Annotated in this window: 17 protein-coding genes; 5 read left to right on the top strand and 12 right to left on the bottom strand. The window is 44.2% G+C overall.

The genetic code is table 11. The features are described from left to right. Window positions 1-213, bottom strand: a 213-nt coding sequence (locus DM09_RS11365) for a DUF4372 domain-containing protein (protein ID WP_157753618.1), incomplete at its 3' end; no start/stop codon positions are given. A 152-nt stretch (window positions 214-365) separates the two neighbouring features. Between DM09_RS11365 and DM09_RS05785 the strand changes: the two genes are divergently transcribed. The 4 genes from DM09_RS05785 (at window position 366) to DM09_RS05770 (ending at window position 5,797) form a co-directional block, all read left to right on the top strand. Next, window positions 366-851, top strand: a complete 486-nt coding sequence (locus DM09_RS05785) for an asparaginase domain-containing protein (protein ID WP_038248421.1) — start codon at window positions 366-368, stop codon at window positions 849-851. Between the two features lie 119 nt (window positions 852-970). Next, window positions 971-3,592: an ATP-dependent helicase HrpB gene (hrpB, locus tag DM09_RS05780; protein ID WP_038248420.1), complete on the top strand. Its 2,622-nt coding sequence runs from the start codon at window positions 971-973 to the stop codon at window positions 3,590-3,592. Between the two features lie 1,306 nt (window positions 3,593-4,898). After that, window positions 4,899-5,186, top strand: a complete 288-nt coding sequence (locus DM09_RS05775) for a hypothetical protein (protein ID WP_157753616.1) — start codon at window positions 4,899-4,901, stop codon at window positions 5,184-5,186. A gap of 68 nt (window positions 5,187-5,254) precedes the next feature. After that, window positions 5,255-5,797, top strand: a complete 543-nt coding sequence (locus DM09_RS05770; RefSeq protein ID WP_157753614.1) for a transposase — start codon at window positions 5,255-5,257, stop codon at window positions 5,795-5,797. 123 nt (window positions 5,798-5,920) lie between these two features. Here DM09_RS05770 and fic read toward each other — a convergent pair whose 3' ends face one another. The 9 genes from fic to DM09_RS05735 form a co-directional block, all read right to left on the bottom strand. Next, the gene (fic, locus tag DM09_RS05765) at window positions 5,921-6,526 is read right to left on the bottom strand and encodes a protein adenylyltransferase Fic (RefSeq protein WP_038248414.1); all 606 of its coding nucleotides are present in this window, start codon (window positions 6,524-6,526) and stop codon (window positions 5,921-5,923) included. Window positions 6,527-6,533: 7 nt separating this feature from the next. Next, window positions 6,534-6,671: a hypothetical protein gene (locus DM09_RS11575; RefSeq protein ID WP_157753612.1), complete on the bottom strand. Its 138-nt coding sequence runs from the start codon at window positions 6,669-6,671 to the stop codon at window positions 6,534-6,536. After that, window positions 6,661-6,813: a hypothetical protein gene (locus DM09_RS11570; RefSeq protein WP_157753610.1), complete on the bottom strand. Its 153-nt coding sequence runs from the start codon at window positions 6,811-6,813 to the stop codon at window positions 6,661-6,663. The genes DM09_RS11575 and DM09_RS11570 overlap by 11 nt, the downstream gene beginning before the upstream one ends. Window positions 6,814-6,832: 19 nt before the next feature. Further along, a complete protein-coding gene (locus tag DM09_RS05760; protein ID WP_038248411.1) occupies window positions 6,833-9,478 on the bottom strand; it encodes a valine--tRNA ligase in 2,646 nt (881 codons plus the stop codon). A gap of 35 nt (window positions 9,479-9,513) precedes the next feature. After that, complete coding sequence (locus DM09_RS05755; protein WP_038248409.1) at window positions 9,514-11,142, bottom strand: hypothetical protein; 1,629 nt, start codon at window positions 11,140-11,142, stop codon at window positions 9,514-9,516. A gap of 45 nt (window positions 11,143-11,187) precedes the next feature. Next, window positions 11,188-11,940 carry a 3-deoxy-manno-octulosonate cytidylyltransferase gene (gene kdsB / locus DM09_RS05750; protein WP_038248407.1) on the bottom strand — a complete coding sequence of 251 codons (753 nt, stop codon included), beginning with the start codon at window positions 11,938-11,940 and terminating at the stop codon, window positions 11,188-11,190. Then, window positions 11,933-12,868, bottom strand: a complete 936-nt coding sequence (gene rfaE1, locus DM09_RS05745; protein WP_038248401.1) for a D-glycero-beta-D-manno-heptose-7-phosphate kinase — start codon at window positions 12,866-12,868, stop codon at window positions 11,933-11,935. Before rfaE1 ends, kdsB begins: the two co-directional genes overlap by 8 nt. Continuing rightward, complete coding sequence (rlmN, locus tag DM09_RS05740; RefSeq protein ID WP_038248399.1) at window positions 12,865-13,938, bottom strand: 23S rRNA (adenine(2503)-C(2))-methyltransferase RlmN; 1,074 nt, start codon at window positions 13,936-13,938, stop codon at window positions 12,865-12,867. The genes rfaE1 and rlmN overlap by 4 nt, the downstream gene beginning before the upstream one ends. Before the next feature lie 62 nt (window positions 13,939-14,000). Beyond that, the gene (locus DM09_RS05735; protein ID WP_038248396.1) at window positions 14,001-14,345 is read right to left on the bottom strand and encodes a 4Fe-4S dicluster domain-containing protein; all 345 of its coding nucleotides are present in this window, start codon (window positions 14,343-14,345) and stop codon (window positions 14,001-14,003) included. Between the two features lie 137 nt (window positions 14,346-14,482). On the opposite strand from DM09_RS05735, the gene DM09_RS05730 reads away from it, so the two are divergent. Next, window positions 14,483-15,082 (top strand): hypothetical protein, encoded by a 600-nt coding sequence (locus DM09_RS05730; RefSeq protein ID WP_038248394.1) that lies wholly within the window; start codon window positions 14,483-14,485, stop codon window positions 15,080-15,082. Window positions 15,083-15,171: 89 nt separating this feature from the next. Here the strand turns inward: DM09_RS05730 and DM09_RS05725 are convergent, their stop codons facing one another. Both DM09_RS05725 and DM09_RS11725 read right to left on the bottom strand, forming a co-directional pair. After that, on the bottom strand, window positions 15,172-15,570 hold the full coding sequence (locus tag DM09_RS05725) for a hypothetical protein (RefSeq protein ID WP_232507770.1): 399 nt from the start codon (window positions 15,568-15,570) through the stop codon (window positions 15,172-15,174). Further along, window positions 15,515-15,814 (bottom strand): hypothetical protein, encoded by a 300-nt coding sequence (locus DM09_RS11725; RefSeq protein WP_232507769.1) that lies wholly within the window; start codon window positions 15,812-15,814, stop codon window positions 15,515-15,517. The genes DM09_RS05725 and DM09_RS11725 overlap by 56 nt, the downstream gene beginning before the upstream one ends. Window positions 15,815-15,924: the final 110 nt, after the last annotated feature.

The following is a 15,924-nucleotide window of genomic DNA, read 5'->3' as shown; positions in this document are numbered from 1 at the left end:
ATAGTGTCTTGAAGATTGACTCTCCAATGCCATCGTAATATCACGCAGGCTTTTACGCTCTCCAAGATGACCTGTGAGCAATGCAACAAACTGCGACCATCTCGGCAAGGCATCCCTTCTGCGCTTGCCATCATGAGCTTTGCTCAATGAATCAAATTTATGTCTAGGTAGTAATTTTAGAACTTGAGACAAAACTGTGTTATGATGTGCCATGGTCTGATTTTCCTTTTATTACAATGGTTTGTGTGGTGCAACCATGATAACATATAAGAAAAGTCAGACCTACTTCTTTTTTATAAGTGGGACAGCAGTGGGATCTACCCCTTTTCTAGAAGAGTTACACACGGTGGGAGTAGGGAGTAAACATGAAGGTGAAATTTCTGATAGCAGGTGGCACAATCTGCAAGCAATACAATGAACTTACGGGCAAGCTTGAGTTTCAGAAATCGTTTGTGCCTGAGATGTTATTGCGAGGTAGGTGTCAGCTGGAGTATAACACTGAGGTGTTGATGCTTAAAGATAGCTTGGATATGACAGCAAGTGACCGCGAGGTGATTCTTGCAGCATGTCAGTTATCTGAAACCTCGCGTATGATTATTTCCCACGGCACTGATAGCATGGTGGAAACGGCATCTTTATTGGGGCGAAAGTTGACCGATAAAACAGTGGTTTTGGTCGGGGCAATGATCCCTTATTCCGTCAATCATTCGGATGCCTTCTTTAATCTCGGTTGTGCAGTTACGGCGGTTCAACTACTGGACAATGGTGTTTATGTGGCGATGAATGGTGAGGTCTTCGGCTGGGATAATGTACAGAAAGATTGTACGCAAGGCATATTTCAGAAAAACTAAACTCTTGCCTTCTACGTTTTAGCGTCACAAGTTCTACGCCTTTAATGCTAGCCTTTGTCCTAGATACAACCTGGGTCTTTATGATTTGCTAGCCTCTTAGCTTCAGTTATGCTCAGCTCATGCCAACTCGGATCAAGCCAAGCCTTCCCATTCATGATGTTTTGCCAGCCATCAAAGACAAATTAACCACGTGTAATCGTCTTGTGTTGCAAGCGCCACCGGGCGCAGGGAAAACCACCGTCGTACCCATCACCTTGCTTGACCAGAGCTGGTTGGGTGACAAACAGATGATTATGCTCGAACCTCGCCGACTTGCTGCGCGCAATGCAGCGGCGCGCATGGCATTTTTACTCGGTGAACAAGTCGGAGAAACCGTGGGTTACCAGATTCGTCAGGATCATTGTTTTGGTAAACACACAAAAATACTGGTGGTCACCGAAGGTATTTTAACGCGCAAATTACAGGCTGACCCAGAGCTTAAAAAAACGGCACTGGTTATTTTTGATGAATTTCATGAACGCAGTCTGCATGCAGATTTATCACTGGCACTGTGTTTGCAAAGTCAGCAGATTTTACGCGAAGATTTAAAAATTCTGGTGATGTCGGCAACGCTGAATACCCATGCTGTGGCGACACTGCTGGATCATGCACCTATCATTCAAAGCCAAGGTCGCAGCTTTCCTGTTGAGAATAGATATTTGGCTCAAGTGATGCGTCAGCACCACGTTAAACCACAGCAGCAATTGATGATTCATTTGAGCAATGCAGTCCATACATTTATCCATGAACATCAGGGCAACTGTTTGGTTTTTCTACCGGGTATCAAAGAAATTAACCAGCTGTCCAGACAGATTAAATCAGTCCTTGATAAGGCATCAATAAACAACATTTTAATCGCACCGTTACATGGTAGTTTAAACAAACAGCAGCAGGATTTGGCTATCATTTCTCCCAGTGATGGGCGGCGAAAAATTGTTTTAGCTACCAATATCGCAGAAACCAGCCTCACCATTGAAGGTATTAGCTGTGTGATTGATTCAGGGCTAGAGCGTATGCTGGATTATAGCCCTGCCTCGGGCATGAATCGGCTTAACACCCAGTCAATTTCACAAGACTCAGCCGTGCAACGCAGTGGGCGCGCGGGACGATTATCCGCAGGTGTTTGTTACCGTATGTGGACGGCAGAGCAGCAATCCCATCTCGCCAAACATGCACCGGCTGAAATTTTACACAGCGATTTGTCACCTTTGCTACTCGAACTTGCCAACTGGGGCGTGACTGACGTTCATGAATTGCAGTGGATGGACTTACCGCCAACTGCAGCTATAGAACAGGCAAAAACATTGCTGCAACAACTTGGCGCGATTGATGAGCAGGGTAACATGACAAGGCATGGCGGTGACATGCTGAAACTGGGCACACATCCACGCTTAGCGCATATGATGCTGTCTGCACTTCAACTTGATCAGGCTTATCATGCCTGCTTGATTGCCAGCCTGCTCACCGAGAAAGATATATTTAAAGCTGGCGTTGATAAAAGTGTCGATATTCATGATAGAATTCATATTTTGGTACAGGGCAGATCAAATCAAAGTGATGTTGGTAAGCAGAAGGGCATAGATAACCAGCAATGCAAACGTATTTTACAAACTGCCGATGATTTTTTTAGGCGTGTTAAACAATGCACGACAAGCCCTTTAAATAAAGACAGACCAGATGCGAATTATAGCGGCGTGCTTCTGGCTTATGCTTACCCCGACAGAATTGCCAAACAACGCAATGCCAATCAAGCACGTTATTTGCTCAGTAACGGCAAAGGTGCGGTTATTCCACCCTTTTTGCAGCAACATTTGCATGAATATTTGGTGGTCGCCAACCTTGATGCGAAACAGGGCGAAGCCTGTATTTATCTGGCGGCAGATATTAGCGCAGAACAATTGCAGGCATATTTTAGTGAGCATATTCAGCGCGAAGAACATGTTGAATGGAATGAAAGCGCACAACGCGCCGAAGTGAAACAGACCAGCCGCATGGATAAAATTATTCTTCAGGAATCCATCCAACATGATGTGAAAAACACGGCAACACAAGCTGCGGTACAACAGTGCCTGATGTTGGCGATCAAAAGTAGGGGGCTAGACTGCCTCAACTGGAGTGCGAAGGCAGTTAGCCTAAAACAACGTGTGTTATTTATGAATCACCATCTTCAAAATAACGCAGCATTAAAAAAACAGTTCACTGAGCCTCTTCCAGATTTTTCAGAGCAGGCGCTTATCGACACCCTAGATGAATGGTTGCAACCCCACTTAAACCATGAAAACAGCCTCAAGCAATGTTTCAAACTGGATATGTATAACTTGCTTCTCAATCAGCTCAGTTGGGAGCAACAGCAACAAATCAAGCAGCTAGCGCCAGAGCGAATCGACGTACCCAGCGGTTCCTCAGTGAATATTGATTACAGCGACCCTGTGCAACCCATCCTTGCCGTCAGGCTGCAGGAAGTGTTTGGTTTATACGATACGCCCACCTTGTTCAATGGTCAGTGCAAACTGATGATGCATTTATTATCACCCGCGCGTAAACCCATGCAGATTACACAAGATTTAAACAGCTTTTGGAGAACCACTTATCACGATGTGAAAAAAGAACTGCGTGGGAAATACAAACGCCACTACTGGCCGGATGACCCATTCACCGCACAGGCAACCAGCAAAACCAAAAAACAGATGAATCGTGGATAGGAAAACCGTAACACGCGGAGAAGGGGTAGATATTCCTTTTCAGAATGAAATATTCTGTCCCCAGAACTGTCTATAAGCTCTGACTGAAGGCTCAGTAATTTTAAGATAAAAAAAGGGAGCCAGTGGCTCCCTGCTGTGTGATAACCAGCCTATTATTGAGCTGCTTTTTTGGCTTTCTTAGCAGCCTTCTTCTCTTTTGGAGTCTTGGCCGCCTCTTTCTTGCCTTCGCGATTACTTTTCTGTTCTTTACCCATGTTGTTTGCTCCTGGTGGCCTTAAGCTATAGTCAACAGATCACGGCATAGCCACTAATCTGTTGATCATTGATGTGAGATTCTCTGCCAGCCAAACATATTGAATGACCATATCTTCCCATCCCCAATATAGTACGCCTTTTGTCCGGTATAGCTATTCATTGCCCGAAGTCGACGCAATGCTTAAAAGATTTCCCCTCCTTCCCCAGCAATAAATTCAAGCTTCTGGACCTTCCCCTGGGGACGGCAGCTCCTTAAACGCGCGATTCTGCTACTGAAATAGTACTTCTAAGCCTGAAATTAGACCTTTTTTAGAACCTAACACTTTGCTGTGTAATCACTTAGCTTGCTACGACCCCGAAGATTCAATGAATACAATGATAGACCTGCCCCCCTGTACCTCAACTTAAAATGTTGGTTTGCTAGAGAGGTATAGAATAAAACTGTGGTGATTAACAGTCAGCTTGGATGATGGATTTTAGGATGCGTTTTATAATATTGGGTAAAGCTTGGTCCATTGTCTGAGAGGCTGCTTCGGAGGTTCTATAATTTGAGTTTTGACCTTGCATGCAAGGGCAGTAGTGAGTCATCAAGGTAGGGCTGCACCAATGATTCTACATCATGCCAGCTATAGTCCTGACAGGTCATGTTCAAAGAGGTGGTGTTTTCAGATGCTAAGCACAGAGTTGAAAACAGCACCAGAACTACAATAGCGACAACCTTTTTCATAAGGCAACTCTGAACAACCAGCCTTTTCAGAATCTAAAGGCGGGAAAGTTTAGAAACGATGGGGTTTAGCCTACAAATTCCTGCGAACCCCCTTGTTTGATACAGAATACGGTGGTTTTCCCGTATTCTGCATAGTTTTATCCTGTAGAAAGCAGCTTTTGACTGCGCAAAAGATTGGTGAACCCTAAAAGCATATAAAGCCTGTTTTTGTTTTTATCCAACCCATGGTACCGCACCTTGCTGTATCCAAAGAAACATTTCACCCAAAACCATGACATGAAGCTTCTAACACGCCGTCGTAGGCAGTTGGTAAATGAGCGAGCGATGGTCACAGATCTCATGTATGGTAACATTCAAAGCATTGCGCCTGGCTTGATTGAGTTGACTGGAAGCATCAGCAATCAATGGTTTCTTAACTTTCTCACCAGCAAACCAAGCTTTGATCAATTGATGCGGATGCACAGTCGTAGTATCCAAAAAATTAAAGGTGTGGGCAAGGTCTATTTCGAGTTGATTCGGCGTTGGCAAAAGTCTGCAATACTTTCTACCGATGTGATGATGATGGGTGATATGGTCATTGAGGATGCGCAGCGCATATTAGGGAAGTTCTGAACAAGTCATGAACGTATATATTGTATCCAGTACACCCAAACTCTGCGTTGTGAGTTTGAGCAATAGCCTTGCTATTCCATGCAACTCACGCCTTGATTTTGTATGCCCTGAAATACAATCTACTGCATCCAGACTTATTCAGAACTTCCTTAGCATTAGGAGCCAATATCAAACGCCTTGAAAAACAATTGGATGATTTGTTGCCACAATCACAACTCGCAACCACCATCGCTTCGATTACAGGATTTGGCTTGGTCTGCTCCACAGAGTTAGCGGCTGAAATAGGCACCATGCAACGCTTCGCTACAGAAGCATCGTTGGCACGTTATATTGGCATTGCGCCGCTGGATAATAGCTCTGGTGTGTTCACGGGAACCAAAGGCTATAAACAGGTAAATAGGCGAGCCAAAGCAGCCATGATGGTTGCCGCCGCCCGCCACTATTATCACACACCTCAATCCAAAGCATATTACGACAAAAAACGTGCGGAAGGCAAAAAACACAACCAGGCCGTACGCTCACTGGCAAGGCATTTATCACGTGTGGTTTGGTCATTGGTGAAAAATAATAAATTGTATCAAAAGGATCTTAATTGGGTTAAAAGTGCTTGATAAAACTAGCGGGATGTTCGGGTCTTGTTTCGTGCATTTTTTGGTAACCTTTAACCAGCACGAATAAGCTTTATCTTGGTTTTGGGAGCTTTGGGAACATCATACATACCACTTTAGCTCTCCTTACAGCTCTTCGGTTTTGAATTCGCTATAACCTTCATAGTAATAGCTGACATCAATGCCTTTCATAAACAGGGCGCGGTCATCCACTTGATTGGTTAGCGCTTGTTTGAGCAGGACTTTGATTTCAACGTCTTTCACCACACTGCGCTGCATGGCAGAGAGATAATCATCTTTATCGACAAGAGTCCAATCCACCACTTGTTTCAGCTCTTGTTTCAAGATTAAATCCAGCCAAATTCGGGTTGCGCGACCATTACCTTCTCGAAAAGGATGGGCGATATTCATTTCAACGTATTTTTCAATAATTTCATCAAAGCTACCTTGTGGCATGGCATCAATATGCGCTAAGGGTTGCGTGAGATACATCAGTGGCGCAAAGCGAAAATTACCTTTGGCAATGTTGACCTCACGAATCTTGGCTGCAAAATCATAAATATCCGCAAATAGGTAAGCATGAATAGAGGCAAGCCCAGCAAAGGTGCCGATTTCAGTGTTGTTGATGTCATCAGAATCGAACAGTTGTTTTGCTTTTTGTTTGCTTATTTTTTCTTCAGCTATCGCCAGCTCAACCTGATTGCTGATGTTCAGTTTATTCTCTAGAATCATGATTGGGTTATAAACCTATCAAACCAGTGTCACCCGTAGCGCGCGTGTAGCCAAATACACTCATGGCATAAGCGCCAATAATCACGAACTCAACTTGATGCTGTTGAAGCTCGAAAATCATATCTTGGTAGTCGTCAGCTAACACGAATTAGCTTTACCTTGGTTCTATCCATTTTCTTAGGAATAGGCTCAGGCCAAGTCATTTGAGTGACTTCCCAGACCTTGTTAAACACCATATCAGGCTTTTCTTCACCCAATTTGACCATTTTCACTGCCTTTTTATTCATAAAGCTAAGTCTATACCCATCACACCAATGCTTCCAGCTTGGTTTTAGACGCTTCAAGCTCGCTTAATTTTGCTTCAAGCTCTGCCAAGTCGGCGCGGGCTTTGCTGACCACGGCTTCTGGGGCGCTAGCTACAAACTTATCATTGTTTAATCTACCTTTGAGACCACCCATTTCTTTTTGGATTTTTTCCATGTTTTTAGATACACGGGTTAGCTCCTCATCAATGTTGACCAAACCTGCAAGCGGCAAGAAGATTTTAAGCTCAGAGAGTGGGGCAATGGCTGCGTTTTCCACTTCTGCATTGGCTGCAACCCATGTGATAGATTCTAACTTCGCAAGGCTGCTTAATACTTTAGTCTGTGGCTCAAGCTCTGCTTTTAGTGCGTCAGACACTGCAAAGTGTGCATCTACTTTTTTGCCTGGAGATACATTCATTTCACCGCGCACAGAGCGAATCGCATTCACGATTTCCATGATGCGGTTCATGCGCGTTGTGGCTGCTTCATCATGGGCAAAGTCGGTGTTCCAAGCGTCGGTTACTAGGCGAGCATCTTCGCCGTGCAGTTCTTGGAATAAAGTTTCGGTGATAAATGGGCAAATGGGGTGCAACAAACGCAACCAACCATCCAATGCGGTGAGCATCACCACTTGGGTTTCGCGTTTGTCATCGGCATCACCTTTATACAGTGATGTTTTCGCTGCTTCCACATACCAGTCGCAGTATGTGCCCCAAATAAAGCTGTAAAGTGTGCCTGCGGCTTCATTAAAGCGGTATTCTTCCAAGGCTTTGTGTACCTCTTTGGCGCACGTGTCTAATTCAGATAAAATCCAACGGTTTACATCATTCTTGGGCTGAATGCTGCTTTCTGGCTTGGCATCTTCACGGTTCATAAACACAAAACGCGATGCATTCCAGATTTTATTCATGAAGTTGCGGTTGGATTCAATACGTTTGATGTCCAACTTCACATCACGACCAGGGGTTGCCATGTGAGTAAGCGTAAAGCGCAAAGCATCTGCACCATAAGCTTCAATCATTTCCAATGGATCAACCACATTACCCTTGGATTTGGACATTTTTTGCCCATCTTTATCACGAATCAAAGCGTGAATATAAATATCTTTAAATGGTTCTTTGCCTGTAAACTTCTTGCCCATCATAATCATGCGGGCAACCCAGAAGAAGATAATATCAAAACCTGTCACCAACACATTGGTGGGGTAGAATTTTGCCATATCGGGGCTATCGGATTTGCCATCCCAACCTAGGGTAGAGAAGGGCCATAAACCTGATGAGAACCATGTGTCTAAGACATCTTCATCTTGTTTGATATTTTTCGAGCCGCAACCACCACAACAATCGGGCGTGCCACGGTCAACGGTGATATGGTCGCAATCTTCGCAATACCACGCAGGGATTTGATGACCCCACCAAAGTTGACGCGAAATGCACCAATCTTGGATGTTACGCATCCATTCAAAATAAGTTTTCTGCCAATGTTCTGGCACAAATTGAATTTCGCCACTTTCCACCGCTTCAATCGCAGGGTCTGCCAAATCTTGAATGGCAACATACCATTGGTCGGTTAAGTAGGGTTCAATAATCGAGTGTGAACGGTCACCGCGCCCAACTTTATGCGTATGCGCCTCAACCTTGTACAACAAACCTTCTGCTTCCAAATCCGCAATAATGCGTTCTCTTGCTTCATATCTATCCAAGCCTACATATTGCTCAGGGATAAAATCTTCATCATTAATATGCGCCGTGTTGGTGAAGATGTTGCGCATAGGTAAATCATGGCGTTTGCCCACTTCGTAATCGTTAAAATCGTGGGCAGGGGTGATTTTCACGCAACCTGTACCAAATTCAGGGTCAACATATTCATCGGCCACCACAGGAATGGTACGACCACACAAGGGCAAGGTGAGCTCCTTACCAATTAAATCTTTATACCGCTCATCCGATGGATGAACAGCCACTGCGCCATCGCCCAATAATGTTTCAGGGCGAGTGGTGGCAACAATCACATGCTTGCTTGGGTTATCGGCATAGGGATATTGAATATGCCAGAAATGACCTTCTTCTTCCTCATGTACCACTTCCAAATCGGATACAGCCGTTTCCAACACAGGATCCCAGTTGACGAGGCGTTTGCCACGGTAAATCAAACCTTCTTCAAACAAACGCACAAACACTTCTTGCACCGCAGCCGATGAACCTTCATCCATAGTAAAACGCTCACGCGACCAATCAATGGAGAAACCCAAATGTTTCATTTGCCCAAGAATCGTGCCGCCTGATTCGGCTTTCCATTCCCAAACTTTTTCGATGAACTTCTCACGCCCCAAATCACGGCGATGTACACCTTGAGCATCAAGCTGACGTTCCACCACCATTTGCGTGGCAATGCCTGCATGGTCAAGCCCTAATTGCCAAAGTACTTCTTTACCCATCATGCGCTGCCAGCGAATCAAAATATCTTGAATCGTGCCTGAAAATGCATGACCCATATGTAAGCTGCCTGTCACATTTGGTGGGGGCAGGGTGATGCTGTATGTGCCCACACCTTTGGGGTTGGGTTTAAATGCATCCGAGTTCAACCACTGTTCGGTGATTGTTGGCTCCATACTTTGCGGGTTGTATGCTGTTGGTTTGTCACTCATGAGTTGTGTGTTCCTAATTATTTTTATGTTTGTATTTAATCTTTGTTGTTGAGGTCTTTGATGTGATTTTTAATGGCAATGCTAATCAAACCAGGCAACCAAGTTTGTAAGTGGTCGTTGATTTGTTGGGCAACATCGGCGCTGACGGCTTGCATCATATGTTGTAGTTCATCATCGTTTAAGAATACTTTTTTTTCTGTTACTTTTTCAGGCTTATTTTCACTGTTTTCAGCTTGTTCTTCATCATCTTGCAATACTTCTTCCATCATTACTTCAACCAATTCGGTATGGTTATCCAAGTCGTCTTCTGTATCAGATGTTAGGGTTTCAAGTTTATATACAGTATCCAAACCAATGCCTTCTTCGAGGTCGGAAATCAAGGCATCATCTTTGTGTAGATGGGTTGTTTCATCGGCTGATACTGGCGTAGCGCTTAGGCTTAAACTTTTGTCAGCGGGAACATCAGCATTGGCTGTGTTTGGTTGCATATCAACATCGTTTGCAGGTTGTTGCGGCGTTTGTTTTGTCTCGGTTCCTTGGGTTTTAGTATCAACTTCTGCTTCTTTTTCGTTGAAGTCTTCTGTTTCTAAGCTATTCGATTCTAAGGCATCCGTTTTTATGGAAACTGTTTGTGATGCGTTGCTGTGCAGCTCTTTTGTTGGTGTGGGTTCGGCAGCAGTAAAGGCTGATTCTGGTGTTTCTGATGCCGCAGTTTCATATTTATCTGCTGTATCATCGCTTTGTTCCAAGGTTTCTTCTTCATTTGAAGTTTGCTCTATCCACAAGGGTAAGGCTTCTTGGGCGCTGGGTTCTAAGAGTTCTTCGGTCAGTAAAATACGATGGCGTGGCATGTTATCTTCTGTTGTGAGTTCATCATCTTGATGTTCATCGTGAAGCAGTTCGGTTTCATCTAAAATGTTTTCATCCAGATTGATTTCATCCAAGCTGTTTTTACCCAAGTCGTTTTCACTTAGGTTTGGTTCATCCAATGCCTCTTCATCTAGATTATCTTCAATCATACCATCATGAAGCACATCATCAGTATTTGCACTGGCAACTTGTTGAGATTCTTCTGGCGATAATGCCATAGCATCCTTGTCGCTTATTTCAGGTGTTTGTGTGTTTTGTTCGTCTGTGTTTGCCCCTTGATTTATAGCTAGGGTTTCATCGAACTCAGGCAAGTCAATTTCATCCAGTGTGAAGTCGATGTTTTCATCAATGTTTTGCTCCATATCAGGTACTGCATCTTGGTCGATGTCATGGGCAATATCGGTATCGGCTTGAATATTTGTTTCGGGTGGTGTTTCTGTTTTAGCTTGTGCCTCTGTGTTGAAGCCTTTTGCTTGGCGCTCGTCTTCGTTATGTTCTTTTTTAACGGGCTCTTTTTCGTTGTTTTTGTCTGCTTTGCTTTGGGTTTCATGCTGATGTTCTGGCATACCCAGTGATAAAAACGCATCAATATCAACCTGATCAAACTCGGATAGCTCGGGCAAATCCACAGAGGAGGAAAGCCCTAAAGTGTCTTCAGAGGCTTTGACACCTTCTTTGACCGAATCCTTGCGACCATTATCTTGCAAAGTGTAAGGCTGTTTTTGGCTAAGCATTTCATCAATGCTTGCTAAAATTTCATCAATGTCGCGTTCATCGGGGCGCTTATCACTCATGGGGCGATGATAAGTTGCTTTATGAGTATGGGCAACAAGTCTTGCTTAAGCTGATAGCAACAAGGCTTCGGCGCGTTGCATATCTTGTGGTGTATCCACACCCAAACAATGGTAATCACCAATGGTCACAGCGATAGGGTAACCATGATGCAACACCCTAAGTTGTTCTAATTGTTCAGCTTGTTCGGCTTTGCATGGTGTTAAAGAACTGTATTGGAGTAAAAAATCGCGGCGATAGGCATACAAACCCACATGTTGTAGTTTATCTGCGTCTTGCAATGCTTTGCTGTTGCGTGGGTAAGGCAGTGGCGAGCGGCTAAAATACATGGCGTGTCCTGCGGCATTGCAGACCACTTTGACCACATTGGGGTCATTAAAATCATTGGCGTGGCGAATAGGGTGAGCAAGGGTTGCCATTTGTAGTTCAGCTTGATGTGCAAAGGGTACAACAACATCGCGAATGGCTTGTGGGTCTATCAACGGCTCATCACCTTGCACATTAATCACAATATCCACATCAATATCGACAAAAGCTTGGGCAAGGCGGGCTGTACCGCTTTCGTGGTCAGGGCTGGTCATTGCCACTTCTGCGCCCGCTTGTGTGGCGACACCTGCAATGCCTTGATGGTCAGTTGCGACAATCACACGTCCAAGTCCTGTTTGTAAGGCGCGTTTGATGACATGGGTTATCATGGGTTGGCCAGCAAGATTTGCCAAAGGTTTACCAGGAAAACGCGTGGAATCAAAACGAGCGGGAATACCAATGGCGTAAGTTAATTCAGCGGTTAGCTTAGACATGGCTGGTATTCGCCATGGTTTCGATTTCTTGCCAATCTGCAGTGGCAGTGCCCACTTTTCCTACCACCACACCTGCGGCAAAATTGGCTGTTTTGGCAGCTTCTAAAGGTGTTTTGCCTCGGGCTAGGCTGGCAGTGAACACAGCAATGACCGTATCACCTGCACCTGTCACATCAAAAACATCACGCGCAGCTGTGGGAATATGATGGCATTGTTTGCCATCAAATAAAGTCATGCCCTGTTCGGAGCGGGTGATTAGAATATAGGATAACCCTAGTTTTTGATGCAGGTGTTTTGCCATGGTTTCAACATGGGTATCGGTATTGATATTATCCATGTTTGCCATTTGTGATGCTTCAAGAAGATTGGGCGTGATAAAGGTAGCATCCTGATAATATTCAGTGTTTAGAGGTTTAGGGTCAACGCCAATAATCTTGCCTTGTAGTTCAGGGATAAGTTTACGTAATAACTCAGGTGTGAGCACACCTTTGGCATAATCAGAGATAATAATTGCCGATGCATTTTTTGCTTTGTCACGAATGGCATCAAGTAGCCATTGTTGTGTAGCGGGGTCGATATTTGAGTTCCACTCATGGTCATAACGCACGATTTGTTGATGTTGGGCAATCACCCGTGTTTTGATGGCAGTGGGGCGGTTATTGGTTTTGGTGAGTACACCAGAGTCATCCGAGCTGAGTTCACCCAATCTGTGGTGTACCCAAGCACCCGGTTCATCATCGCCAACCACGCCAAACATGGCAGATGGGGTATCAAGTGCGTGTAAATTGCGAATCACATTGGCAGAGCCACCCAAACGACGGTCAACTTTGCCAACATTTACCACAGGCACAGGCGCTTCGGGAGAAATACGCGTAACATCCCCCCAGATAAATTCATCTACAATAATGTCACCAATGACTAAAATCATGATGTTTGTCTCCTTTGCAGACGAATATCGGCTGCGCGTTGGTTGACTTCGGTTTTGAGTTGTCCACATGCTGCAGATATGTCTCTGCCCTTGGATATGCGAACCACTGCTACCACACCTGCATCATTGAGGTAATTGCGAAACATATCAACCACTTCGTCGCTGGGTCGGGTAAAACGACTGCCCATAAAAGGGTTGAATGGCAGGATGTTGACCGTGCTACCCAAGGATAAAGCAATATCACGCAAGCGTTTGGCATCATCGGGGCTATCATTGATGCCTGCAAGCAATACATATTCAATGAGAATACGTTTTTTATTGCGTGCGTTTACATATTTATCCATCACCGCAAGCAGGTCTTCAAGCGGATACTTTTGATTGATGGGCATGATTTGGTTGCGTGTTTCATTGGTGGTAGCATTGAGTGAAACAGCTAAGGAACATGGTAAATCATCGTCTAACAAACGATAAATCGCAGGCACCAAACCTGCTGTAGAAATGGTGACACGGCGCGGGCTTAATGCCATCCCAAGCTCGTGGGTCAGCATGCGCACAAACTGGGCAACATGTTCATAGTTGTGCAGGGGTTCACCCATGCCCATCATCACGATATTGCGTGGAAAATAACCCAGTGTTTGTTTGGCAACCAACACCTGTTGCATCATTTCGGCAGTGGTTAAATTGCGCGTTAAACCTGCAGTTGCGGTTAAACAAAACTCACAACCAATGGCGCAACCGACTTGCGAAGATATGCATTGGGTCATGCGCCCTTCAGCAGGGATAAGCACGGATTCGACATCTTTATGGTCAGCCATACGCATGAGTAGCTTTTGTGTGGTATCTTCGGCTTGTTGGTTGGCAATGATTTCAGGTAAAGCTAAAGATGTGTTCTCTTGCAACCAAAACAACAGCTTTTTAGGAAAGTCAGGGATGTTTTCCAAGTCAAATTCGCCATAGCGGAAGACCTTGCCCATGATTTTTTTTACATGTACAGGCGACACATCAAGCTGTTCACAAAGATGAATTAGTGCAGTGTAATCTAAACTAAGTAGGTGTGTTTTGGTTGTCATGATTTACCCATACAAACAAAAAAGGGAGCATAAAGCTCCCTTGATGATGATAAGCTTGAAACTTAAAGGCCGTATTTGGCTTTGTTTGCAGCAATTTCTTCGGCAGATGGTGGTGTATGGTCGGTCACTTCTGCAAGTTCGAAGGCATCGCGGTCTGTATCGCAAAGGTCATTAAGCGCGATGTCTGATTCAAATACATCTGGCACATCTTCTTCAGGATAAATAGCTTCCCAAGGGCATTCTGGCTCGCAAACTGCGCAGTCAATGCACTCTTCAGGTGAAATATAAAGCATATTCGGCGTTTCATCGGACGTATCTTTGGGTTGATAAAAACAATCCACAGGACATACCGCAACGCAAGCAGTATCAACACAATCTTTACAAAGCTGGGTAACAACAAAAGCCATGATTTTCACCTCTTTAGGAAATAGGAATAACGAGTAGGTGCGAACTATACGAGGAAACATCATTTAGCCAAGCAGAGAATGAAATATGTGTGATGGATGTTATGTGCAGTGATAAAAAAATGGTATAGCTTTGGTGTATGGATTTATCGTATTTTTATTTTTTAATGCCTATGCAGTGGTTTGGCTTGGCGATAGCTACGCTGCTTTTTATCGCGTTTTACCTTGTTTATAGGCATAGAAAATCGGATGCTTGGTTGTTAAAAACGGCATTGAAAGCGCATACATGTGAAAGCATGAAAGATGCGGTTCTGTTTGATGGCGTGGATAGTTATCTTTTTGCTGATGATGTGTTGCTGTTGCAGGGTAAAATATTGATTGTGAAACGTGATGAAAGCCAAGGTTATATTTTTGGTGCAAGCAATATTCATGAGTGGACATGTGTCAAAAATCATGTGACAGGCAAATTTAACAATCCTTTAGAGAAAGTAGGGCACTTTGTTACCCAAGTGAAACAAGAGTGTGGGTTTGGTGCTGTGGTGGGCAGTGTATTGTTTGGCAGCCAAGCAACTTTTCCCAAAGGTGTGCCCGATGGGGTATTGCAAATGCAAATGTTGGCAGATGACCTTGAAAAGCTTCAAGGCGACAAGCAACAGCATAATGCAGCCAAAGCAGCATGGGATAAACTAAGGCAAATGGTTGCACGGGATAAAAGTGAAGTGAGTGTCAAATCAACTTGATTTAATGAGTGTTTGGTGCAAAAAAAAGAGCCTGAATATTTTTCCATATCAGGCTCTTTTAGGGTCAGCGAATTGCTTAAGCTCTGGGTTTAATCAAGAATGATGGATTCCAAGCGTTCCATATCATTGACCACACGCCATGTGCCTTCACCAGCAGTCACTTGTTCTTCCCACATTTGCAATCTACCCATGTATTCACGCGGGTCGGTATTATCGCTGCGTAGCTTGGTCACATTTAATGCAACCATATTAAAACCATTCAATTGCAAAGGAATATCACGATTGTAACCTTTTTTAAGCTCTTCTTTTAAGTCGGAAAAAATCAAAATCGTTTTTTTGCCCACATTGGCTTCATTCAGATATTCAACGGCTTGTAAGATACCACCCGTAATATCGGTATAACCACTGGACTTCACGCCTTTGACAAAAGCATCAATTTTTTTCTCTAAACTGACGTTTTTGGCGATTGACAATGCTTGGTCTGTCATCAAAAGACTTTGGCGACAATGTCTTTTCACTAAAACTTGCGGTGTCTACGCGGGCTACGGTAAAGGTGTCGCCAGGGTTAAGTTTGGCGAGTGTGAAATTAATCACATGCTGTGCTTTCACCAATTCTTGGGTGTAGGTGCCTGAGGTGTCGAGCAGCATATACACCTTTGGTGGTGGGTAGTTGTTTGCCGCACAACCCATGAGCATGATAGTGACAATGCTTATAATGAATATATGTTTCATGATGATGCTCCTTTGATGGTTTGTGTGTCCAATGGGTTAAACCCATGTTTATCTTTTTATGTATTTTGGGTTCGATACCTTTGATTTTGGACTCCAACCAAAGTGGAATG

The sequence above is a fragment of the Ghiorsea bivora genome, from assembly GCF_000744415.1.
Taxonomy (GTDB): domain Bacteria; phylum Pseudomonadota; class Zetaproteobacteria; order Mariprofundales; family Mariprofundaceae; genus Ghiorsea; species Ghiorsea bivora.
This window is presented reverse-complemented; position numbering and strand designations above follow the sequence as displayed.

What these genes read in the sequence shown, in the direction of transcription:
- DM09_RS05785 (WP_038248421.1), top strand. Translation starts at nt 366, where the DNA reads ATGAAGGTGAAATTTCTGATAGCAGGTGGCACAATCTGCAAGCAATAC.
- hrpB (WP_038248420.1), top strand. Translation starts at nt 971, where the DNA reads ATGCCAACTCGGATCAAGCCAAGCCTTCCCATTCATGATGTTTTGCCA.
- DM09_RS05775 (WP_157753616.1), top strand. Translation starts at nt 4,899, where the DNA reads ATGGTCACAGATCTCATGTATGGTAACATTCAAAGCATTGCGCCTGGC.
- fic (WP_038248414.1), bottom strand. Translation starts at nt 6,526, where the DNA reads ATGATTCTAGAGAATAAACTGAACATCAGCAATCAGGTTGAGCTGGCG.
- DM09_RS11570 (WP_157753610.1), bottom strand. Translation starts at nt 6,813, where the DNA reads ATGAATAAAAAGGCAGTGAAAATGGTCAAATTGGGTGAAGAAAAGCCT.
- DM09_RS05760 (WP_038248411.1), bottom strand. Translation starts at nt 9,478, where the DNA reads ATGAGTGACAAACCAACAGCATACAACCCGCAAAGTATGGAGCCAACA.
- DM09_RS05755 (WP_038248409.1), bottom strand. Translation starts at nt 11,142, where the DNA reads ATGAGTGATAAGCGCCCCGATGAACGCGACATTGATGAAATTTTAGCA.
- kdsB (WP_038248407.1), bottom strand. Translation starts at nt 11,940, where the DNA reads ATGTCTAAGCTAACCGCTGAATTAACTTACGCCATTGGTATTCCCGCT.
- rfaE1 (WP_038248401.1), bottom strand. Translation starts at nt 12,868, where the DNA reads ATGATTTTAGTCATTGGTGACATTATTGTAGATGAATTTATCTGGGGG.
- rlmN (WP_038248399.1), bottom strand. Translation starts at nt 13,938, where the DNA reads ATGACAACCAAAACACACCTACTTAGTTTAGATTACACTGCACTAATT.
- DM09_RS05735 (WP_038248396.1), bottom strand. Translation starts at nt 14,345, where the DNA reads ATGGCTTTTGTTGTTACCCAGCTTTGTAAAGATTGTGTTGATACTGCT.
- DM09_RS05730 (WP_038248394.1), top strand. Translation starts at nt 14,483, where the DNA reads ATGGATTTATCGTATTTTTATTTTTTAATGCCTATGCAGTGGTTTGGC.
- DM09_RS05725 (WP_232507770.1), bottom strand. Translation starts at nt 15,570, where the DNA reads ATGACAGACCAAGCATTGTCAATCGCCAAAAACGTCAGTTTAGAGAAA.
- DM09_RS11725 (WP_232507769.1), bottom strand. Translation starts at nt 15,814, where the DNA reads ATGAAACATATATTCATTATAAGCATTGTCACTATCATGCTCATGGGT.